Annotated in this window: 17 protein-coding genes and 1 pseudogene; 12 read left to right on the top strand and 6 right to left on the bottom strand. The window is 71.7% G+C overall.

Going from position 1 to position 20712, the window contains the following annotated elements; genetic code table 11:
* The first annotated feature begins 18 nt into the window (after positions 1 to 18).
* From ACFZCY_RS34670 to ACFZCY_RS34685, 4 genes are read left to right on the top strand one after another with little or no spacing between them, the layout of a single operon-like run.
* On the top strand, positions 19 to 1605 hold the full coding sequence (locus tag ACFZCY_RS34670; protein WP_391182392.1) for a GMC oxidoreductase: 1587 nt from the start codon (positions 19 to 21) through the stop codon (positions 1603 to 1605).
* On the top strand, positions 1605 to 2705 hold the full coding sequence (locus ACFZCY_RS34675; protein WP_391182395.1) for a betaine/proline/choline family ABC transporter ATP-binding protein: 1101 nt from the start codon (positions 1605 to 1607) through the stop codon (positions 2703 to 2705). The genes ACFZCY_RS34670 and ACFZCY_RS34675 overlap by 1 nt, the downstream gene beginning before the upstream one ends.
* A 46-nt stretch (positions 2706 to 2751) precedes the next feature.
* Positions 2752 to 4773 (top strand): ABC transporter permease subunit, encoded by a 2022-nt coding sequence (locus tag ACFZCY_RS34680; RefSeq protein WP_391182398.1) that lies wholly within the window; start codon positions 2752 to 2754, stop codon positions 4771 to 4773.
* 1 nt (position 4774) lies between these two features.
* Positions 4775 to 5764, top strand: a complete 990-nt coding sequence (locus ACFZCY_RS34685) for a glycine betaine ABC transporter substrate-binding protein (protein WP_391182401.1) — start codon at positions 4775 to 4777, stop codon at positions 5762 to 5764.
* Positions 5765 to 5815: 51 nt separating this feature from the next.
* On the opposite strand, the gene ACFZCY_RS34690 is transcribed toward ACFZCY_RS34685, so the two are convergent.
* Together ACFZCY_RS34690 and ACFZCY_RS34695 are read right to left on the bottom strand one after the other, a co-directional pair.
* Complete coding sequence (locus tag ACFZCY_RS34690) at positions 5816 to 6616, bottom strand: isocitrate lyase/phosphoenolpyruvate mutase family protein (RefSeq protein WP_391182404.1); 801 nt, start codon at positions 6614 to 6616, stop codon at positions 5816 to 5818.
* A gap of 15 nt (positions 6617 to 6631) precedes the next feature.
* On the bottom strand, positions 6632 to 7117 hold the full coding sequence (locus ACFZCY_RS34695) for a carboxymuconolactone decarboxylase family protein (protein WP_055547265.1): 486 nt from the start codon (positions 7115 to 7117) through the stop codon (positions 6632 to 6634).
* A gap of 47 nt (positions 7118 to 7164) precedes the next feature.
* Between ACFZCY_RS34695 and ACFZCY_RS34700 the strand changes: the two genes are divergently transcribed.
* The 3 genes from ACFZCY_RS34700 (at position 7165) to ACFZCY_RS34710 (ending at position 10278) form a co-directional block, all read left to right on the top strand.
* Positions 7165 to 8637: an aminotransferase class I/II-fold pyridoxal phosphate-dependent enzyme gene (locus ACFZCY_RS34700; RefSeq protein ID WP_391182407.1), complete on the top strand. Its 1473-nt coding sequence runs from the start codon at positions 7165 to 7167 to the stop codon at positions 8635 to 8637.
* An 84-nt stretch (positions 8638 to 8721) separates the two neighbouring features.
* Positions 8722 to 9075: a hypothetical protein gene (locus tag ACFZCY_RS34705; protein WP_391182410.1), complete on the top strand. Its 354-nt coding sequence runs from the start codon at positions 8722 to 8724 to the stop codon at positions 9073 to 9075.
* Positions 9076 to 9090: 15 nt separating this feature from the next.
* Positions 9091 to 10278 (top strand): glutathionylspermidine synthase family protein, encoded by a 1188-nt coding sequence (locus ACFZCY_RS34710; protein WP_391182413.1) that lies wholly within the window; start codon positions 9091 to 9093, stop codon positions 10276 to 10278.
* A 47-nt stretch (positions 10279 to 10325) separates the two neighbouring features.
* Here ACFZCY_RS34710 and rocD read toward each other — a convergent pair whose 3' ends face one another.
* Together rocD and ACFZCY_RS34720 are read right to left on the bottom strand one after the other, a co-directional pair.
* Positions 10326 to 11552 carry an ornithine--oxo-acid transaminase gene (gene rocD / locus ACFZCY_RS34715; protein ID WP_391182416.1) on the bottom strand — a complete coding sequence of 409 codons (1227 nt, stop codon included), beginning with the start codon at positions 11550 to 11552 and terminating at the stop codon, positions 10326 to 10328.
* Positions 11553 to 12195: 643 nt separating this feature from the next.
* A pseudogene (locus ACFZCY_RS34720) lies at positions 12196 to 12753 on the bottom strand (RNA polymerase sigma factor); the annotation flags it as partial.
* Between the two features lie 232 nt (positions 12754 to 12985).
* Here ACFZCY_RS34720 and trpS point away from each other — a divergent pair.
* The 3 genes from trpS (at position 12986) to ACFZCY_RS34735 (ending at position 16105) form a co-directional block, all read left to right on the top strand.
* Positions 12986 to 13999 (top strand): tryptophan--tRNA ligase, encoded by a 1014-nt coding sequence (gene trpS / locus ACFZCY_RS34725; RefSeq protein WP_391182419.1) that lies wholly within the window; start codon positions 12986 to 12988, stop codon positions 13997 to 13999.
* A 311-nt stretch (positions 14000 to 14310) separates the two neighbouring features.
* Positions 14311 to 14913: a 2'-5' RNA ligase family protein gene (locus tag ACFZCY_RS34730; protein WP_391182422.1), complete on the top strand. Its 603-nt coding sequence runs from the start codon at positions 14311 to 14313 to the stop codon at positions 14911 to 14913.
* 154 nt (positions 14914 to 15067) lie between these two features.
* Positions 15068 to 16105, top strand: a complete 1038-nt coding sequence (locus ACFZCY_RS34735) for a YhjD/YihY/BrkB family envelope integrity protein (RefSeq protein WP_391182424.1) — start codon at positions 15068 to 15070, stop codon at positions 16103 to 16105.
* A gap of 42 nt (positions 16106 to 16147) precedes the next feature.
* Here ACFZCY_RS34735 and ACFZCY_RS34740 read toward each other — a convergent pair whose 3' ends face one another.
* Positions 16148 to 17569 carry a D-alanyl-D-alanine carboxypeptidase gene (locus ACFZCY_RS34740; RefSeq protein WP_391182427.1) on the bottom strand — a complete coding sequence of 474 codons (1422 nt, stop codon included), beginning with the start codon at positions 17567 to 17569 and terminating at the stop codon, positions 16148 to 16150.
* Here ACFZCY_RS34740 and ACFZCY_RS34745 point away from each other — a divergent pair.
* Together ACFZCY_RS34745 and ACFZCY_RS34750 are read left to right on the top strand one after the other, a co-directional pair.
* Complete coding sequence (locus ACFZCY_RS34745; RefSeq protein WP_055547269.1) at positions 17508 to 17759, top strand: SCO4848 family membrane protein; 252 nt, start codon at positions 17508 to 17510, stop codon at positions 17757 to 17759. The genes ACFZCY_RS34740 and ACFZCY_RS34745 overlap by 62 nt on opposite strands.
* 117 nt (positions 17760 to 17876) lie before the next feature.
* A complete protein-coding gene (locus ACFZCY_RS34750; protein WP_391182430.1) occupies positions 17877 to 19160 on the top strand; it encodes a metallophosphoesterase in 1284 nt (427 codons plus the stop codon).
* An 18-nt stretch (positions 19161 to 19178) separates the two neighbouring features.
* On the opposite strand, the gene ACFZCY_RS34755 is transcribed toward ACFZCY_RS34750, so the two are convergent.
* Entirely contained in the window at positions 19179 to 20696 is a 1518-nt protein-coding gene (locus ACFZCY_RS34755; RefSeq protein WP_391182433.1) for a protein kinase, read from the bottom strand.
* Positions 20697 to 20712 lie beyond the last annotated feature (16 nt).

The raw sequence follows: 20712 nt of genomic DNA on the forward strand, positions 1-20712 counted from the left end.
CGAGGAGTAACCCCCACCATGCCCGTACCTGACGCATACGATTACGTCGTCATCGGCGGAGGCACCGCAGGATCGGTGATCGCCTCCCGGCTCACCGAGGACCCCGACGTTCGCGTCGCCGTCATCGAGGGCGGCCCCACCGACATCGACCGTCCCGATGTCCTCACCCTGCGCCGCTGGCTGGGGCTGCTCGGCGGCGATCTGGACTACGACTACCCCACGGTCGAGCAGCCGCGCGGCAACTCGCACATCCGGCACAGCCGCGCCCGGGTGCTCGGCGGGTGCTCCTCGCACAACACGCTGATCTCGTTCAAACCGCTGCCGGGCGACTGGGACGAGTGGGCCGAGGCGGGCGCCGAGGGCTGGGACGCCGCCTCGATGGACCCGTACTTCCACAAGCTGCGCAACAACATCGTGGCGGTCGACGAGAAGGACCGGAACGCGATCGCCCGGGACTTCGTGGAGGCCGCCCAGGCCGCCGCCGACGTGCCGCGCGTCGAGGGCTTCAACAAGCAGCCGTTCCACGAGGGCGTCGGCTTCTTCGACCTCTCGTACCACCCGGAGAACAACAAGCGCTCCTCGGCGTCGGTCGCCTATCTGCACCCCTTCCTGGACCGGCCGAACCTCCACATCATGCTGGAGACCTGGGCGCACAAGCTGGAGCTGGACGACAGCGGCCGGGCCACCGGAGTGCACGTCCGCACCAAGGACGGCGAGGAGATCCTCGTCCGGGCGACGACCGAGGTGCTGGTCTGCGCGGGCGCGGTGGACACCCCGCGGCTGCTGATGCACTCCGGTATCGGCCCCAAGGCCGACCTGGAGGCGCTGGGCATACCGGTCAAGGTCGATCTGCCGGGCGTCGGTGAGAACCTGCTCGACCACCCCGAGTCGGTGATCGTGTGGGAGACGGACGGCCCGATCCCGGACAACTCCGCGATGGACTCGGACGCCGGCCTGTTCGTGCGCCGCGACCCGGAGTCCAAGGGTCCGGATCTGATGTTCCACTTCTACCAGATCCCGTTCACCGACAACCCGGAGCGGCTGGGCTACGAGAAGCCCGAGCACGGCGTGTCGATGACCCCCAACATCCCCAAGCCGCGCAGCCGCGGCCGGCTATACCTGACGAGCGCCGACCCCGAGGTCAAGCCCGCCCTCGACTTCCGCTACTTCACGGACGAGGAGGACTACGACGGCCGCACCCTGGTCGACGGCATCCGGCTCGCCCGTGAGATCGCCAAGACCGAGCCGCTGGCCGGCTGGCTCAAGCGCGAGGTGTGCCCGGGCCCGGAGGTCACCTCGGACGAGGACATCAGCGAGTACGCCCGTAAGGTCGCGCACACCGTCTACCACCCCGCCGGCACCTGCAAGATGGGCGCCGCGAACGACGAGCTGGCCGTGGTCGGCCCCGATCTGCGCATCCGCGGCCTGTCCGGCATCCGGATCGCCGACGCGTCGGTCTTCCCGACCATGCCCGCTGTGAACCCCATGATCGGAGTGCTGATGGTCGGCGAGAAGTGCGCGGATCTGCTGGTCGGTGAGCGTGATCAGGTCAGGTACCGGTCGCGTGAACGAGCCGCCCAGCTCGCTCCGGGAGGTGAGGCGTGATGGCTGCGACTCTGGTCCCCGAGACGCCCGACGCCCCCAAGACCCCCGAGACCGGCGACCGCACCCCGGTGTTCTCGGTCCGTGACATGTGGAAGGTGTTCGGCCCGAAGGCCGAGCGCGTCCCCGGCTCGCCCGAGGCCGAGCTGCCCGCCGCGGAGCTGCGCGCCCGCACCGGCTGCACGGCCGCCGTCCGGGACGTCTCCTTCGACGTCGAGCCGGGTGAGGTGTTCGTCGTGATGGGGCTGTCCGGCTCCGGCAAGTCCACGCTGGTGCGCTGCCTCACCCGTCTGATCGAGCCGACCTCCGGGACGCTGAAGATCGACGGCGAGGACGTCATGGCCATGGACAAGTCCCGGCTGCGTGATCTGCGCCGGCACCGTGCCGCCATGGTCTTCCAGCACTTCGGTCTGCTGCCGCACCGCTCCGTCCTCGACAACATCGCCTACGGCCTGGAGATCCAGGGTGTCGGCAGGGCCGAGCGCCGCGCCAAGGCCGCCGAGATGGTGGAGAAGGTCGGCCTGGCCGGTCTGGAGCGCCGTCGCCCCGGCCAGCTCTCCGGTGGTCAGCAGCAGCGCGTGGGCCTGGCCCGGGCGCTCGCCGTCGACCCCGAGGTGCTGCTGTTCGACGAGCCGTTCAGCGCGCTCGACCCGCTGATCCGCCGCGACATGCAGGAGGAGGTCATCCGGCTGCACCACGACGAGGGCCGGACGATGGTGTTCATCACCCATGACCTCAGCGAGGCGCTGCGGCTCGGCGACCGCATCATGCTGATGCGCGACGGCGAAATCGTGCAGCTCGGCACCCCGGAGGAGATCGTCGGCTCCCCGGCCGACGACTACGTACGGGACTTCGTCCGCGATGTGCCGCGCGAGCAGGTGCTGACCGTGCGCCGCGCGATGCGGCCCGCGAAGTCCGACGAGAAGGACGGCGGCCCCGCGCTGACCCCGGGCACCACCGTCGCCGACGCGATCGAGGCCGTGGCCCGTTCCGGCGGCCCCGCGCGCGTCGTCGACGGCGGCCGCTGCCTGGGCGTCGTCGACCACGCCTGCCTGCTCAACGTCGTCGCGGGCCTGGAGGGGAAGGAGGCGGCCGCCGCATGAGCACGCCCCCGACCTTCTTCCCGCCGGGCGGCACCGGGAGGCGCGTGTGAGCGCGACGACCACCCGACCCCGTACCGACCCCGATACCGGGCCGTCCGCGGGCACGACCGCCGCGGACGAAGCGCGCCCCTCGCGCCTGCGCGCGGCCGTCGGCAGCCGGACCGTCCGCAAGCTCGCGGTGCTCGCCGTGATCGCCGCCGTGCTGATACCGCTCGCCCACGCCAAGTGGGCCGGCGCGAGCTGGCCGCACGCGCTGACCGTCGATGTGTCCGGGCCGCTGGGCAAGGCCAGCGACTGGATCCTCGACAACCGCGACAGCCACTGGATCTTCCTCTACTTCTTCGGCCACATCAGCCAGGCCATCATCATCGGCGTCCGGGCCGTCTACGTCGCCCTGCTCGCCCTCGGCTGGGCCGGTGTCACCGCCGGGCTGACCCTGCTCGCCTGGCGGGTGGCCGGGGTGCGGGTCGCGGTGACCACCCTCGTGTCCCTGGCGGTCTGCGGCGGCCTGGGCATGTGGGTGCCGACGATGCAGACGCTCGCGCTGATGGCCGTCGCCGTCACCGTCTCCGTCGTCATCGGCGGACTGCTGGGCCTGGCCGGCGGGCTCTCGGAACGGGCGTTCCGGGCGCTGCGGCCGATCCTCGACACCATGCAGGTGCTGCCCGCGTTCGCGTATCTGCTGCCCGTCGTGATGATCTTCGGCAACGGCGTGCCCGGCGCGGTGCTGGCCACCGTGATCTACGCGGCTCCGCCCATGGCCCGGCTCACCGCCCTCGGCCTGCGCGGCGCGGACGCCGGGGTGCTGGAGGCCGTGGCCTCGCTCGGCGCGACCTGGCGGCAGCGGCTGCTGTCCGCCCGGCTGCCGCTGGCCCGTAAGGAACTGCTGCTGGGCATCAACCAGACGATCATGATGGCGCTGTCCATGGCCGTGATCGCGTCCGTGATCGGCGGCGGCGGTCTCGGTGACCGCGTCTACCAGGCGCTGTCGACCGTCGACGTCGGCAAGGCGCTCGCCGCGGGGCTCCCGATCGTGCTCCTCGCCGTCGTGATGGACCGCACCATCGGGTCGGCGGGCGAGCGGCTCGGCGCGCCCCAGGCCGAGGGCGGGTCCCGGCTGCTGCGCGGCTGGCCCGCGTGGGCGGGCGTCGCGGTGATCACCGCGGTCATCGCCGTCGCCGGAAGGCTGGCCGGCTCCCAGACCTGGCCGGGCGGCTGGACCGTCGCCATCGAGGGGCCCGTCAACCAGTTCAAGGAGTGGATGGTCGACCACCTCTACACCGGGGTGCCGGTCGTCGGCGGTACCGCCGAATGGGCCGCGAACTACCTCAAGTGGATCCTCGACCCGCTGCGTGAGGGGCTGCAGGGCGTCCCGTGGTACGGAATCCTGCTGATCGTCGCGGCGCTGGCCTGGCTGATCGGCACCTGGGCCACCGCGCTGACCGCCACGGCCGCCATGGCCGCGATCGGTGTGCTCGGCGTGTGGCAGTCGTCCATGGACACCCTCTCCCAGGTGCTGGCGGCCGTCGTCGTCACGCTGGTGCTGGGCTTCGCGATCGGCATCTGGGCCGCGCGCAGCGCCCGGCTGGAGCAGATGCTGCGACCGGTGCTGGACGTGTGCCAGACCATGCCGCAGTTCGTGTACCTGATCCCCGTGGTCGCGCTGTTCGGTGTCGGCCGCGCCCCGGCGGCGGCCGCGGCCATCGTCTACGCGCTGCCCGCCGTCATCCGCATCACCACCCAGGGGATCCGGAACGTCGACCCGTCCGCGCTGGAGTCGGCGCGCTCGCTCGGCGCTACCCAGGGGCAGCAGTTGCGCCAGGTCCAGCTTCCGCTGGCCCGCCCGGCGCTGCTGCTCGCTGTCAACCAGGGTGTGGTGCTGGTGCTGGCCGTGGTCGTCATCGGCGGTCTGGTCGGTTCGGGCGCGCTCGGCTACGACGTGCTGTTCGGCCTGGCGCAGGGCGACCTGGCGACCGGTCTGGTGGCGGGCGCGGCGATCGTCTGCCTGGGTCTGATGCTCGACCGGGTGACCCAGCCGACCGCACGCCGCGAGAAGAAGGGGGCCTGAGATGGCTACGGCCCGTAACGCGCGCCGCCGGCAGCTGCTGATGGCCGCCACCGGGGTCACGGCCCTGCTCACCGCGACCGGCTGCGGCGCGGCGGACATGTCCAAGCAGTCCTCGCCGTACGCCAATGTGGGCGGCGCGAAGAGTGTGACGCTCTCCGTCCAGTCCTGGGTCGGCGCCCAGGCCAACGTGGCCGTCGCCCAGTACCTGCTGGAGCACGAGTTGGGCTACCACGTCGACACCGTCCAGGTGGACGAGGTGCCGGCGTGGGACGCGCTCAGCCAGGGCCGGGTGGACGCGATCCTGGAGGACTGGGGCCACCCGGAGCAGGAACAGCGCTACGTCAAGGACAAGAAGACGATCGCCTCGGGCGGCGGCCTCGGCGTCACCGGCCACATCGGCTGGTGGGTGCCGAAGTACTTCGCCAAGAAGCATCCGGATGTCCTCAACTGGAAGAACCTCAACAAGTACGCCAAGACCTTCAAGACCGCGGAAAGCGGTGGGAAGGGCCAGCTGCTCGACGGTTCCCCGTCCTATGTCACCAATGACAAGGCGCTGGTGAAGAATCTGAAGCTGAACTATTCGATCGTCTTCGCCGGTTCGGAATCCGCTCAGATCACCCAGATCAAGCAGTTCGCCAAGCAGAAGAAGCCCTTCCTGACGTACTGGTACACGCCGCAGTGGCTGTTCAACCAGGTTCCGATGGTCGAGGTGAAGCTGCCCAAGTACACCGACAAGTGTGCTGCCAAGGGTGAGAAGAACCCCGATTCCATCGACTGCGCCTACCCGACCACCCCGCTGCAGAAGTACCTCAACGCGGACTTCGCGAAGCAGGGTGGCAAGGCCGCCGCCTTCCTGAAGAAGTTCCACTGGACCAAGAAGGACCAGAACCAGGTGTCCGAGCTGATCGCCTCGGACGGGATGTCGGCGCAGGACGCGGCCAAGAAGTGGGTCACGGCGCATCCGGACGTCTGGAAGAAGTGGCTGCGCTAGCGGTCACCCCCTGAACGACGCGTCCGGCCCGGGCCCCGTCTCGTTCCCCCCTTATGGGGTGGACGGCGCGGGGCCCAGCCGCTGGGCGAGGTCCCGGGCGGCGGCCATCGTCTCGCGGAAGAGCCGGGGGCCGAAGGTGACGCGGGCGGCGCCGAGGCGGCCCAGCTCGGCGGGGGAGGGGCCGTCCGGGGCGAACGCCGACGCGTTGACCGGCACGCCGATGGCGGCCGCGAGCCGGGGCAGCAGCTCCGGGGGCGCGAAGATCGGATAGACGCAGTCCGCGCCCGCCGCCGCATAGGCCCGTCCGCGCTCGATGGCCGCCTCGGCCGCGCGCTCGGCGTCGTCGGCCCCGCCCTGGGCGAACTCCCCGCGGGCGAAGGTGTCGATCCGGGCGTTGATCACCAGGCCGTCGCCCGCCTCGGCCCGCACCGCCGCCAGCCGGTCCGCCTGCTCCCGCGGGTCGGCCAGCTGCTTGGTCTGCGCGTCGGAGTCCTCCAGGTTGCAGCCCACCGCCCCGGTCTCCAGCAGCCGCTCGACCAGCTCCTTGGCGTCGAGGCCGTAGCCGCTCTCCAGGTCCGCCGACACCGGCACCTCCACGGCCCGGACGATCCGGGCCACCGCGGCGAACATCTCCTCGGCCGGTGTCCGGCCGTCCTGGTAGCCCAGCGACGCCGCGATCCCGGCGCTCGGCGTCGCCAGCGCGGGGAAGCCCGCGTCCGCGAAGGCGCGGGCGGAACCGGCGTCCCAGGGGCCGGGCAGCACGAGCGGCGCCCCCGCCTCCCGGCCGTGGTGCATCGCCCGGAACGCCCTGGCCTCCCGCTCGTACGGCATGGCCGTGGCACTGATCGTCATGGGACCCCCTCCTCCTCAGCCCGCGGTCGGCTTGTAGGAGCCCGGGACCAGGCGGGTGGTCACCCCGATCCGGTTCCAGGCGTTGATGGTGAGGATGAGCGCGATGAGCTGGGCCAGCTCCTGCTCCTCGAAGTGCTTGGCGGCCCGCTCGTACACCTCGTCCGGGACGAAGCCGTCGGTCAGGACGGTGACGGCCTCGGTCAGGGCGAGCGCGGCCTGCTCCTTCTCGGTGTAGACGCCGACCGCCTCCTCCCAGGCGTTGAGCAGGTAGATCCGCTCCTCGGACTCGCCCGCAGCCCGGGCGTCCTTGATGTGCATGTCGATGCAGAACGCACAGTGGTTGACCTGCGAGGCGCGGATCTTGACCAGCTCCGTCAGCGCGGGCTCCAGGCCCTTACGGGCCGCCGCGTCCAGCTGGATCATGGCCTTGTAGACCTCGGGGGCCGCCTGCGCGAACCGCATCCGGGGACCGTGCTGATGGGTGCTCTCATGCGTCGTCATGCGGTCCACGCTAGAACCTGACCAGCCCAGAGGTATGGTCCACTTTCATGGAGGATTCGTGGGCCAATTCCGACCCCGGAGAGCCACGCTCCGCGACGGAGAACGGCCTCGGTGCCGATCTGCATCTGGACCTGCCGCGGGGCGGGACCAGCGGGGTGCGGGCCGCGCTCATCCGCTCCCTGCGCGACGCCGTACGCAGCGGCCGGCTCGCCCCCGGCACCCGGCTGCCCTCCTCCCGCTCGCTCGCCGCCGACCTCGGCATCGCCCGCAACACGGTGGCCGACGCCTACGGCGACCTCGTCGCCGAGGGCTGGCTCACCGCCCGGCAGGGCTCCGGCACCCGGGTCGCCCGGCGCGTCGTCCCGCCCGAGCCCGCACCGCCGCGCACCCTGCCGGCCGCCGCCGTGGCCGCCACCCGCCCGGCGTACGACCTGCGGGCCGGGTCGCCCGATGTCTCCGCCTTCCCCCGCTCCGCCTGGCTGTCCGCCGCCCGGCGCGCCCTGACCGCCGCGCCCAGCGACGCCTTCAACTACGGCCACCCCAGCGGGCGGCCCGAACTGCGCCGGGTCCTGGCCGACTATCTCGCGCGCGCCCGCGGGGTGCGGGCCGCGCCCGAACGCATCGTGATCTGCGCCGGGTTCATCCAGGGGCTCGCCCTGCTCGGCCGGACGCTGCACCGGGACGGCCACCGTGCGCTGGCCGTCGAGTCCTGTGGCCTCGACCTCCACTGGAATGTGCTGCGCCGCGGCGGACTGCGCACCGTGCCGCTGCCGGTCGACGGGCGGGGCGCCCGCACCGGCGAACTGCACCGCCTTACCGACGTGCGGGCCGCGCTGCTCACCCCGGCGCATCAGTTCCCCACCGGCGTCGCCCTGGACCCCGACCGGCGGGCCGCCGTGGTGGATTGGGCTTCCCGGACCGACGGGCTGGTGCTGGAGGACGACTACGACGGCGAATTCCGCTACGACCGCCAGCCGGTGGGCGCGCTGCAGGGCCTGGACCCCGAGCGGGTGGTCTATCTGGGCACGGCGAGCAAGAGCCTGGCGCCCGCGCTGCGGCTGGCCTGGATGGTGGTGCCGGATCATCTGCTGGACCGGCTGCTGGCGGTCAAGCGGACGGGGGAGTGGCAGTCGGGCGCGCTGGACCAGCTGACGCTCGCGGAGTTCATCGCCTCCGGCGCGTACGACCGCCATGTGCGCGGGATGCGGCTGCGCTACCAGCGGCGCCGCGACCAGCTGGTGGCGGCGCTGGCCGAACGCGCCCCGCAGGTGCGGGTCACGGGCATCGCGGCCGGGCTGCACGCGGTGCTCGAACTGCCGCCGGGCACCGTGCGCTCCGTCCTCCAGGGCGCGGCCTGGCAGGGCCTGGCCATGGAGGGCCTGAACCGCTACCGCTACCGCGAGGAAGGCGAACCCGGAGGCGGCGGCTCCGAGCCGGACGCGCTGGTCTTCGCCTATGGGACGCCGCCCGATCACGCCTTCGCGGGCGCCCTGGAGGCGCTGTGCCGGGTGCTGCCCTGAGCCGGCAGCTTCCCGCCCCCGGCGTTCACTTGTGCGATAACGCCCTCTAGGGTGGGCGGACCGACGAACGGGGGAGCAGAACCAATGGAACGGACCGGTCCACGACGACTGCGGTCGAGCACGGTGATCCTGGGCGGTATGGGCGCACTCGCGGCGGCCCTCACCTCCTGCGGATCGGAGCCCGACAAGCGCTGTGTCGACCCGGACAGCTACGACGCGGTCAGGGGCTACCGCATCGTCGACTCCAGCGCCTGCAAAAGCTCTTCGAGCTCCACGGGCGGCAAGAAGAAGAGCAGCCGCGGCACCACCAAGCGGGTCGACGGCGACTGGTACTACGACCCGGACGTCGACGGCCGCTGGGCCGACGAGGGCACCTTCAGCAAGAGCCAGGCGGCCGACCGCGGCGGTTTCGGCTGCTCGGGATCCGGCGGCGGCTGACCGGACGGCGACCCGATGAAGCGTCACACCATCGACCCCCGCCCCGACTGGCAGACCACGGTCGAGGAGCAGGGGGTCATCTACCCCCTGACCCGCTACCCGGACGGCTCGCTGCGCCCGTACTGGGACGAGAGCGCCTACTACGCCTTCACGCTGCCCGAGGTCGAGGCGCTGGAGGAGGTCGTCGAGGAGCTGCACCGGATGTGTCTGGAGGCGGCCGCCCACATCGTCGACGCCGACCGCTTCGCCGACCTCGGCATCGAGGATCCGCGGGTGGTCAAGCTGGTCGCCGAGTCCTGGCGCCGAAGGACCGAACAGCCCAGCGTCTACGGCCGGTTCGACCTGCGGTACGACGGCGGCCCGGGCCCGGCGAAGCTGCTGGAGTACAACGCGGACACACCCACCTCGCTGGTGGAGGCCGCGAGCGCCCAGTGGTTCTGGATGGAGGACCGCTTCCCCGGCGCCGACCAGTGGAACTCGCTGCACGAGCGGCTGGTCGACGCCTGGCGGAACCAGGCCGCCCTGCTGCCGCCGGGCGTGCCCCTGTACTTCGCCCACTCGGCCGGTGACGAGCTGGGCGAGGACCTGATGACCGTCGCCTACCTTCGGGAGACGGCCGAACAGGCGGGGCTGCGGACCGAGGCGATCTCCGTGGAGGACATCGGCTGGGAACGGCTCTCCGGCCGCTTCGTGGACCTGCGGCACCGCTTCATCCGCGGCTGCTTCAAGCTCTACCCCTGGGAGTGGCTGGTCACCGACGAGTTCGGCCCCCATGTGCTGGACACGATCGACAACGGCGGCGGCACCGGCTCCACCCTGTGGATCGAGCCCGCCTGGAAGATGCTGCTGTCCAACAAGGCGCTGCTGGCCATCCTGTGGGAGCTGTACCCCGGCCACCCCAACCTGCTGCCCGCCTACCTCGACGGACCCCGCGAACTGGCCCGCACCAGCGGCTACGTGGCCAAACCGCTGCTCGGCCGGGAGGGCGCGGGTGTCACCGTGCACGAGCCGGGTGCGGAGCCCGTCGTCAGGGACGAGGCCTGCTGCTACCAGGAGTTGGCCCCGCTGCCCGATATGGACGGCAACCGCGTCGTGCTCGGTGCGTGGGTGGTGGAGGACGAGCCCGCGGGGCTCGGCATCCGGGAGTCGGCCGGGCTGATCACGGACGAGTACGCGCGCTTTGTGCCACACGTGATCCTTTAAGCGGCGCCACGGCGATGTGCGGCGTCGGGCCGCTCCGGCAGCACGCCTCATTCCGCCAGCACCGCCCTGAGCTGGTCCAGGCCCCAGTCCAGATCCTCCTTGCCGATCACCAGGGGCGGTGCGATCCGGATGGTGGACCCATGGGTGTCCCTGACCAGCACCCCGCGGTCCATCAGCCGCTCGGAGATCTGCCGCCCGGTGCCGCGCGACGGCTCGATGTCCACACCGGCCCACAGCCCGCGCCCCCGCACCTCGTCCACCGCGCCGCCGCGGGCCATCTGCGCCAGCTCCCGGTGCAGATGCTCGCCCAGCTCGGCCGCGCGCCCCTGGAACTCCCCGGTCCGCAGCATGGCGATCACTTCCAGCGCGACCGCGCAGGCGAGCGGATTGCCGCCGAAGGTCGAGCCGTGCTCGCCGGGGCGGTGGACGCCCAGCACCTCGGCGGAGGACACCACCGCCGACACCGGCACCACCCCGCCGCCCAGCGCCTTGCCCAGCACATAGACATCCGGAACGACGCCCTCGTACTCACAGGCGAAGGTCTTCCCGGTGCGGCCCAGGCCCGACTGGATCTCATCGGCGATGAACAGCACGCCCCGCGCCCGGGTCAGCTCGCGCACCCCGGCCAGATACCCGGGCGGCGGCACCAGCACCCCCGCCTCGCCCTGGACGGGCTCCAGCAGCACGGCGACCGTCTCCCCGGCCCCGGCGTCGAGCGCCGCCTCCATCGCCGCCAGGTCGCCGTACGGCACGATGTCGAACCCCGGGGTGTACGGGCCGTGGTCCGCGCGGGCCTCCGGGTCGGTGGAGAAGCTGATGATCGTGGTCGTACGGCCGTGGAAGTTGTTGGCCGCGACGATGATCCTGGCCCGCCCGTCCGGCACGCCCTTGACGCGGTAGCCCCATTTGCGGGCGGTCTTGATCGCCGTTTCGATCGCCTCCGCGCCCGTGTTCATGGGCAGCACCGTCTCCATCCCGCACAGCGCCGCCAGCTCCGCGCAGAAGGCGGCGAACCGGTCGTGGTGGAACGCGCGCGAGGTGAGCGTGACCCGCTCCAGCTGCGCCTTGGCGGCGTCGATCAGCCGCCGGTTGCGGTGCCCGAAGTTGAGAGCGGAATACCCGGCGAGCAGGTCCAGATACCGGCGGCCTGCCACATCGGTCATCCATGCCCCCTCGGCGGAGGCGACGACGACCGGAAGCGGATGGTAGTTGTGCGCGCTGTGGGCCTCGGCGGCCGCGATGGCGCGCTCCGAGGGGCGGTCGGTCGAGGTCAAGACGTCCTCCGTTCCGGGACACCGTTCTGGACACCGTTCTGGGGCACTGCTCTGTGACGTTGCTCTGTGACGCGGCTCTGTGACGCGGCTCTGTGACGCGGCTCTGTGACGCGGCTCTGTGACGCGGCTCTGTGACGCGGCTCTGTGACGCGGCTCTGGGACGCCACCGAGAAGCTGCGACACCACCCAGGGTGGGGGCGTGCCCCGTGACCGGCGAGCCGAGCGTCGAACCGTCGGAGGTCAGGCTTGAGGCGGCCGAGGCGAGGGCGGCCTGTCGCGCCGCCGGTCCGCCGACCGGCCGGGGGTGCTTGTGGGCCCCTGCCCGGCCTCGAGCCCGGGCAGCTCCTGCCACCACTGCTCCTCATGGATGCGGTCACCGGGCGCCGCCCGATCCGGCATGCCCACGATCCGGGCCAGCACCCGCTCGGCCATCGTCTCGCCGCTCGCCGACGGCATGCTGTTTGCCTGGCGGCCGCCCTCCCAGGGGCTGTCCCCCCGGGGGCCGTCCTCCTGGAGGCCGTCCTCCTGGGAGCCGTCCGCCGGCGGGTCGGCGGGCCGTGGCCCCTCCAGTGCGCGCCCGAGCGCCCGCAGCTCGCCGGGCAGCCCTTCCCCGTCCATCCTCTATGCCTCCCTGCCGTGCCCGCCCCGGTCCCTCACCGGACGGGGCCACCTCGTCCGCTTCCAGCAGCAGCTCCAGCCGCCGCAGCGCGCGGCTCAGCCGCGACTTCACCGTGCCGCGCGGCCAGCCCAGGGCCGCCGCCGTCTCCGCCTCGTCCAGATCCAGCAGATAGCGGTAGGTGACCACCCACCGCTGTGGCTCGCTCAGCTCTTCCAGCGCGGCCATCAGCCGCGCCCGCCGCTCGTCCGCGAGCGCCACGGCCGCCGGATCCGCGCTCTCCGGTATCGCCGGATCGGCTCCGATCATCGCCCCCTCGCGGTCGACCGCCGTCTGCTGCCGACGCGCCGAGCGCACCGCGTTCCGCGTCTCATTGGCGACGATCCGCAGCAGCCACGGCCGGAAGGCGGCATCGCCCCGGAAGGTGCCCAGCGCGAGATACGCCTTCACGAAGGCGTCCTGCACCACATCCTCGGCGTCGGCGCCCGCGCCCATCAGCGCGGCGGTGCGCAGCGCTATCGGCGCATGGGCGCGCACCAGCTCGGCATACGCCTCGGTCTCCCCGGCCCGCACCCGAGCGATCACGGCCGCATCCGGCCCTGCCGCGGGCGCTGCTTCGTCCTGCGCCGCGTCCTGTCCTGCGTCCTGCGCCGCTTCCTGCCCTGTTTCCCGCCCTGTGTCCTGTGCTGAGTCCTGTGCTGCGTCTTGCCCTGCGTCTTGCGCGACGAGGTCCCCCTCCCGCGCCCCCTCACGAGTCCTCACACCTTTGATACACCGGCGGACCGAGTCTGGTTCCACACCTGAGAGAATGGGTGGCATGGCCCTTGATCGTCCCCGTGCGCTCTCCGGTATTCAGCCCACCGCAGGCTCGTTCCACCTCGGGAATTACCTCGGTGCGATCCGGCAGTACGTCGCGCTGCAGGAAACCCACGACGCGTTCTACACCGTCGTCGACCTGCACGCGATCACCGTGCCGCAGGATCCGGCGGAGCTGCGAGCCAACAGCCGGCTTGCCGCAGCCCAGCTGCTCGCCTCCGGTCTCGACCCGGACCGCTGCACGCTCTTCATCCAGAGCCATGTGCCCGAGCACGCTCAGCTCGGCTGGGTGATGAACTGCCTCACCGGCTTCGGCGAGGCCTCCCGCATGACCCAGTTCAAGGACAAGTCGGCCAAGCAGGGTGCCGACCGGTCGACCGTCGGCCTCTTCACGTACCCGATCCTCCAGGTCGCGGACATCCTGCTCTACCAGGCCAACCACGTCCCGGTCGGCGAGGACCAGCGCCAGCACATCGAGCTGACCCGCGACCTCGCGGACCGTTTCAACGGCCGCTTCGGCGAGACCTTCACCGTCCCCGCTCCGTTCATCGTCAAGGAGACCGGGAAGATCTACGATCTCCAGGATCCGACGATCAAGATGAGCAAGTCGGCCTCGACCCCCAAGGGCATCGTCAATCTCCTCGACGAGCCGAAGGTCTCCGCGAAGAAGATCAAGAGCGCGGTCACCGACCTGGAGACCGAGATCCGCTTCGACGAGGAGAAGAAGCCCGGCGTCAGCAATCTGCTGACCATCTACTCCACCCTCACCGGCAGCTCCATCGCGGAGTTGGAGAACCGGTACGAGGGCAAGGGGTACGGCGCGCTCAAGACCGACCTGGCCGAGGTGCTGGTCGAGTGGGTGACGCCGTTCCGCGAGCGGACCCAGGAATACCTGGCGGACCCGGGGACGTTGGACGGAATCCTGGCCAAGGGGGCGGACAAGGCTCGTGCCGTCGCCGCCGAGACGCTGGCGCTCGCCTACGACAAGGTGGGATTCCTGCCCGCGACGCGCTGAGCGTCCGGGCGGGTGCCGACCGGGGCGTCGAACGGGGGGCGCCAAGGGCGGACGTCCAAAGGAGGCCGTCCAAGGGCGGACGTCCGAGGGCGGACCTCCGAGGTGAGCGCCGAAGGGCGGACGTCCGATGCGGGCGTCGCCTCGGCGACCGCCGACGGAGTGTACCGCTTCCCACCCCTGACCAGGGGGTTCTTCGGCCCGTGCGCCGAAGAATCGAGGAATCTAGCCGCGAAGGCGGCACAGCCGCCACACTGGCACCGGTGCAGCGGACTGAAGCCCAGCAGCCCGGGAGGGCCAGGAGGGAGAACGCAGTGGGGACCGTAACGCTCGGCGTTTCGATCGCGGTCCCGGAGCCGTACGGCAGCTTCCTCCAGGAGCGGCGCGCGGGCTTCGGGGACCCGGCCGCTCATGGCATCCCCACGCATGTCACCCTCCTTCCGCCGACCGAGGTCGAGGCCGCGGCGCTGCCCGCCGTCGAGGACCATCTGGCCCAGGTCGCGGCCGAGGGGCGGGCGTTCCCGATGCGGCTGGCGGGGACGGGCACCTTCCGTCCGCTCTCGCCCGTCGTCTTCGTCCAGGTGGTCGAAGGCGCGGACGAGTGCATGGTGCTGCAGGAGCGGATCCGGGCGGCGCACGGGCCGTGCGCCCGTGAGCTGCAGTTCCCGTACCACCCGCACGTCACCGTCGCGCACGGCATCGACGAGGACGCGATGGACCGGGCGTTCGCGGAGCTGAAGGACTTCGAGGCGGCCTGGACGATCAACGGCTTCGCGCTGTACGAGCAGGGGGCTGACGGGGTGTGGCGGCTCGACCGCGAATACCCCTTCGGTTCGGGCGAACCGTCGGAGGGGGGCTCCCCTCTGGTGCCCCGTCAGGTCGATGTCACTCGCCCGACCGCCCCCTCACCCTGGTGAGCCCTGCTGAGCCCTGCTGAGCCCCGGTAGCTCCGGGCGTACGCCTCGCCCGGAAAGGGCGCTCGGCGAAGTGGAGTAACGGAGTCGTGGAGTAGCGGAGAAACGGGAACCCGCCGCCGAGGAGTAAAAATCGGCGGAAGGGTAGTTGTTGATCATGGATTGGCTGACCCGGTTGCCGCTCATCGGCCCCGCCCTCGCCCGGGTGATGCGCACCCACGCCTGGCGTTCGTACGAACGGCTGGAACGCGTCCACTGGACCCGCCTGGCGGCCGCGATCACCTTCATCAGCTTTCTGGCCTTCTTCCCCCTCGTCACCGTGGGAGCGGCCATCGGCGCCGCGACGCTCACCGAGTCGCAGATGCATCAGCTGCAGCGGAAGCTCGCCCAGCAGATCCCCGGCATCTCCGGTCAGCTCGATCTGAGCGGTCTCATCCAGAACGCGGGGACGATCGGGATCGTCGCGGGTGCCCTGCTGTTGTTCACCGGCATCGGATGGGTGGGCTCGCTGCGCGAATGCCTGCGCGCCGTCTGGGAGCTGGACGAGGACCCCGGCAGCAATCCCGTGGTGCGCAAGCTCAAGGACGGTCTGGTACTCATCGGCCTGGGCGGCGTCGCCGTCGGCTCGTTCGCCGTCTCGACGCTCGCCGTCACCCTCGTCAACCGGGTGACGCAGCTCCTCCACATCCCCGAGAACGGGGTGGGTGGCTGGCTGCTGCGCATCGCCGCGTTCCTGATCGCCGTAGCGGCCGACTTCCTGCTGCTGTGTTACGTCCTGACCTGGCTGCCCAGGGTCGAGCCGTCGCGCCGGAGGGTCGTGGTCGCGGCGCTCATCGGCGCGATCGGCTTCGAACTGCTGAAGCTGCTGCTGAGCAGCTATCTGCAAGGGGTGGCGGCCAAGAGCATGTACGGGGCGTTCGGCGTGCCTATCGCGCTGCTGCTGTGGATCAACTTCACCGCGAAGCTCACGCTCTACTGCGCCGCCTGGACCGCCACCGGATCGGCCGTCGAGGAACTGGGCAAGGAGAAGGAGAAGGAGAAGGAGCCGGAGAAGGAGCCGGAGAAGGAGAAGGAGCCGGAGAAAGAGTCGGAGAAGGGGAAGGAAAAGGGGGCGGGAGAGAAGACCGCCGAACCCGACACGGACACCCTCGGGCCGAACGGCCGGGCCGATGGGCCCGGCCGTTCGGCGGCGTAACGACTCGTCCGTCGTACGGCGCCCCGGGGCGGGCACCCTCCGTCAGCCCCGGCGCGGCCAGCGGCGGTGCACCGCGTACGCCACCGCGCCCAGCACGGCCAGCGAACCGGCCGCGATCCCCGCCGCCGTCCACATGCCGCCGGAGGCACCGCCGCCCGAGACGGACGCCTGGGCGTGCTCATGCCCCTTCTTCGCGCCGCCCGTCGAGGCATTGCTCTGGTCCAGGCCCGCCGGACCGGGGCGGACGAGGGTGCCGACCGGATTCACCGAGTCCGCCGCCTTGAATCCCCAGTCGAACAGCTTCGCCGTCTCCTTGTAGACCCCGTAGGGCTCCGCCTTCTGCGGGTTCATGACCGTGACCAGCAGCACCCGCTTGCCGCGCTGGGCCACACCGGTGAAGGTGGAGCCCGCCTTGCTCGTATAGCCGTTCTTGACCCCCGCCAGCCCCTTGTAGGCCTTGACGTCGATGCCGGTCAGCAGGCGGTCGGTGTTCTGAATCCCGAAGCTCATGCGGACCTTCTTGCCCTTTTTATCCTTTTTGTATTCCCCCGGGAACTGGGCAGTCGCCGTCGAGCAGTACTCCCGGAAGTCCGCCTTCTGCAGTCCGGACCGGGCGAACAGCGTGAGGTCGTACGCGCTGCTGTACTGGCCGTCCTCGTCATAGCCGTCCGGCGTGACGACGTGCGTGTCCAGCGCGTTCAGCTGTTTGGCGTGCGCCTGCATGTCCCGCACGGTCGCCGGGACGCCGCCGTTCATCGCGGACAGCACGTGCACCGCGTCGTTGCCCGAGCGCAGGAAGACGCCCAGCCACAGGTCGTGCACCGTGTAGCTCAGGTTCTCCTTCACACCGACCAGGCTGCTGCCCGCGCCCATCCCGGCCAGGTCGGACGTCCGCACCGTGTGCTTCTGCGTCTTGGGGAACTTCGGCAGCACGGTGTCCGCGAACAGCATCTTCAGCGTGCTCGCGGGCGGCAGCTGCCAGTGGGCGTTGTGCGAGGCCAGCACGGCGCCCGACTCGGCGTCCGCCACCATCCAGGACTTACCGCTCAGCTCCTTCGGCAGCGCGGGCGCGCCCCGCTTCGGATCCACCTGGGTGCCGGGGCGGCCGAGCCGCGTCCCGCCCACCGTGGACATCCGGTCGGGAGGCTGCGCTGCCTCGGCTCCCTGGGCGCCGCCCGGGTCGTCGGCGGCGAGCGCGGGGGAGGTGGACAGCAGGGTGGACAGCAACAGGGCGGCGGTGATGGCCAGCGGCGCGGCGGCGCCTCGCGACGGGAAGGTGTTCGAAGAGATCGGCACGTCTGCGAACGTACCCGCAGCCGCGCCGGACGGCGAAAGCACCGCCGTCTTCCGGGTGGTGGACCCCCGCGTGGAGGTACGGGCGGGGGTGCCCATACTGGAGACCATGAAGCTCAGCCGCCCCGTGTCCTGGTTCCTGCTCGCCTTCGGGGTCTGGAGCTGGGTCATCTGGTTCACCTTTGTCAAGAACTTGTGGAAGGACGCCAGCGGGCTCGCTTTCGACGACGCCGGCGACCCCACCGCGTACTTTTGGGTGCACCTGCTCCTCGCGATTACGTCCTTTCTCCTGGGGACGGCCATCGGGGTGATCGGGTTGCGCGGACTGCGCGCTCTGCGCCGAAATGACGCCGAAGAGTAGCCGTCCAGATCGCCGCACAGCCGCAAGCCGCACACAGCCGCAAGCCGCACAGAGCCGCAAGCCGCACGCAAGCCGCACAACCGCATAGCTGCATAGCCGCATAGGGGAGGACCGGGGATGGTCGTGCTCTTCATCCTGATCGCACTGGCCGTCGTCGGTCTGCTCGTCGGCGTGCACTGGTACGTGTGGCGGCGGCTGATCCGCGACACCACGGCGCCCGGCGGGCGGGCACGCCGTACGGGCACGGCGGCGGCCTTCGCGCTCCCGCTGATCAGCGTCGGGGCCCTAGTCGCGGGGCGTACGGGGGTGCCCTTCCCGATCCAGCGGGTGCTGGCCTGGCCGGGGTACCTGTGGCTCGCGCTGCTGCTGTATCTGACCCTGGCCCTGCTGGTCGGCGAGGCGGTACGCCCCCTCCTGAGCGCCTGGCTGAAGCGCCGCGCCGCCGCCGAAACCGTCCCCGCGCCCCCTCCCGCCCCCGCCCCGGTGCCCGCAGCCGCGCCGGGAGGTGCGGCGGCCATGACGGCGGAGGCGCCCGAGGCAGCCGGGACACCCGAGAGCCCCGAACCGGTCCGTACGCCGTCGCGGCGGCTGTTCGTCGCCCGGACCGTGGCCGCGGGCGCCACCGTGGCGGCCGCCGGGACGGTCGGGTACGGGACGTACACCGTGCTGCGCGGCCCGCGGGTCAAGCGGGTCACCGTGCCGCTCGCCAAGCTGCCGCGCCGCGCGCACGGCTTCCGGATCGCCGTGGTCAGCGACATCCACCTCGGCCCGGTCCTCGGCCGCTCGCACACCCGCCGCGTCGTCGAGACCATCAACCGTACGAACCCCGACCTCATCGCCGTCGTCGGGGACCTCGTGGACGGCAGCGTCGCGGACCTCGGCCCCGCCGCCGAGCCGCTGCGCGGGCTGCGCAGCCGGCTCGGGAGCTTCTTCGTCACCGGGAACCACGAGTACTTCTCCGGCGCCCGGGAGTGGGTCGACCACGTCCGCGAACTCGGCGTCCGCCCCCTGGAGAACGAGCGCGTCGAGCTGCCCTGGTTCGACCTCGCCGGGGTCGACGACGTGGCGGGCGAGGACGAGGGGCAGGGGCCCGACTTCGACCGGGCGCTCGGCGACCGCGACCGGGCGCGGGCGTCCGTCCTGCTCGCCCATCAGCCGGTGGTGATCGACGACGCGGTCGAGCGCGGCGTCGACCTCCAGCTGTCCGGCCATACGCACGGCGGGCAGCTGTGGCCCGGCAACTACGTCGCGGAGCTGGCCAACCCCACCGTGGCGGGGCTGGAGCGGTACGGCGACACCCAGCTCTACGTCACCCGCGGCGCGGGCGCCTGGGGCCCGCCGGTGCGGGTCGGCGCGCCGCCGGACGTCACCGTGGTCGAGCTGGCCTCGACCCGCGCCTGAACCGTACGAGCCGGCTTTCTACGAGCCCTCCTTCGCGTCCTTGGCGTCCTCGGCGTCCTCCGGGCCCTTGGTCTGTTCGAACGAGCCGAGGAAGATCCCGAGTGCCTGCTTGTTCTCCTTGGCGTTCCAGTCGTCCGCCGGTGTCGTCCACCGGATGGAGAAGCCCCGGCCGCCGCCGACCAGGAAGCCGCGGCCGAAGGTGCGCAGGTGGTCCTTTCCGACCGCGGTGGTCCACTGCATGTCGGCGGCCTTCCAGCCGCGGTAGTCGACCCGGCGGATGTCGTCGATCCGCTGGAAGCCGGGGTAGAGCTTCTCGATCGTCGGGATCAGGCGCTTCCAGCCGTCGACGGGGTCCTGTTCGGGGCCCTTCCCGAAGGTCACCACCAGATTGCGGTCGTCGCCCTCGGCGGTGAACTTGATGTGGAAGCGCGAACCGCTCTTGACCTGCTTCCAGCCCTTGGGGAGGTCGATGGAGAACCCGCCCGAATCGCTGGTGTAGCGGTAGTAGCCGGGTGGCGGCGGGTCGTCGGGGCCGGGGTAGGCGCCGCCGCCGGAGCCGGCGGGCGGGGGAGCGGACGAGGACGGCGGGGGCTGGCCGGGGGCGGACGACCCGGGCGGGGCCGAATCCCCCGGGGTGGAGGGTGGCGGGTCCTCGCGCGGCAGGCTCGGGGCGGCCCCGCCCGCCGGTGGGGCGGAGGGGGAGGTGTCGGAGGCGCGGTCGTCGCCTCCGGTCAGGCCGCTGGTGGTGACCAGGGCCAGCACGGAGGCCGCCGTTCCGAGGACCAAGGTCGCGATGGCCAGCGCGAGCGGGCCGACCCTGCGGCCCCCGCGCCCGTCGCCGTGCCTGTCGCCGTGCCTGTCACCGCGCCCGCCGCCGTTCCCGCCGCCGCGCCGCGCCGACGGGAACCACGCCTCGTAGGTGTTGCGCAGCCACGGCATGCGCGGCGCGGCGCGGATCGCGACGGGCTCGCCCTCGTTGAGGATGCGCTCCAGGGCGCGCCGTACGACCGGTGCGGTCAGCCGCTCCCGCGGATCGTCGCGCAGCAGCCCGTGGATCACCTGAACCAGCGGTCCGGCGTGCGGCGGGGGCGGTACGGGCTCCTCCCGGATGACCCGCAGCGTCTCCTCCGGTGAGTCCCGGCCCCGGTGCGGCGGGCGGCCCTCGACCATGGCGAACAGGACCGCGCCCAGCGCCCACAGGTCGGACGCGGCGCAGGCGCCGGTGCCGCGCGCCTGCTCGGGGGAGGCGTACGCGGGGTCGGTGACCTGCCGCGACGGCTCGGCGCCGACATGGCCGAAACCGGAGAGGACGACCTCGCCGTCCGAGCGCAGCAGGACCCGCGCGGGGCTGATGTCACCGTGCACGATGCCCGCGCGATGGGCGGAGTCGAGGACGGCGAGGAGTTGCAGCCCGATGCGGGTGGCGCGGACCGGATCGAGCCCGCCGCGCCATGCGAGTTCATCACTTAACGGGCGGCTGTCGCTCATGGGCCGGCCGATTCGTTCCTCAGCGCCGCGCTCCTGCGTGCCGGTCACGCTTTCACCCCTTGAT

The organism is Streptomyces sp. NPDC007983 (genome assembly GCF_042958345.1).
Taxonomy (GTDB): Bacteria; Actinomycetota; Actinomycetes; order Streptomycetales; family Streptomycetaceae; genus Streptomyces.

Coding starts and splice junctions, on each gene's coding strand:
- ACFZCY_RS34670 (WP_391182392.1), top strand. CDS start 19: ATGCCCGTACCTGACGCATACGATTACGTCGTCATCGGCGGAGGCACC.
- ACFZCY_RS34675 (WP_391182395.1), top strand. CDS start 1,605: ATGGCTGCGACTCTGGTCCCCGAGACGCCCGACGCCCCCAAGACCCCC.
- ACFZCY_RS34685 (WP_391182401.1), top strand. CDS start 4,775: ATGGCTACGGCCCGTAACGCGCGCCGCCGGCAGCTGCTGATGGCCGCC.
- ACFZCY_RS34690 (WP_391182404.1), bottom strand. CDS start 6,616: ATGACGATCAGTGCCACGGCCATGCCGTACGAGCGGGAGGCCAGGGCG.
- ACFZCY_RS34695 (WP_055547265.1), bottom strand. CDS start 7,117: ATGACGACGCATGAGAGCACCCATCAGCACGGTCCCCGGATGCGGTTC.
- ACFZCY_RS34700 (WP_391182407.1), top strand. CDS start 7,165: ATGGAGGATTCGTGGGCCAATTCCGACCCCGGAGAGCCACGCTCCGCG.
- ACFZCY_RS34705 (WP_391182410.1), top strand. CDS start 8,722: ATGGAACGGACCGGTCCACGACGACTGCGGTCGAGCACGGTGATCCTG.
- ACFZCY_RS34710 (WP_391182413.1), top strand. CDS start 9,091: ATGAAGCGTCACACCATCGACCCCCGCCCCGACTGGCAGACCACGGTC.
- trpS (WP_391182419.1), top strand. CDS start 12,986: ATGGCCCTTGATCGTCCCCGTGCGCTCTCCGGTATTCAGCCCACCGCA.
- ACFZCY_RS34735 (WP_391182424.1), top strand. CDS start 15,068: ATGGATTGGCTGACCCGGTTGCCGCTCATCGGCCCCGCCCTCGCCCGG.
- ACFZCY_RS34745 (WP_055547269.1), top strand. CDS start 17,508: ATGAAGCTCAGCCGCCCCGTGTCCTGGTTCCTGCTCGCCTTCGGGGTC.
- ACFZCY_RS34740 (WP_391182427.1), bottom strand. CDS start 17,569: ATGACCCAGCTCCAGACCCCGAAGGCGAGCAGGAACCAGGACACGGGG.
- ACFZCY_RS34750 (WP_391182430.1), top strand. CDS start 17,877: ATGGTCGTGCTCTTCATCCTGATCGCACTGGCCGTCGTCGGTCTGCTC.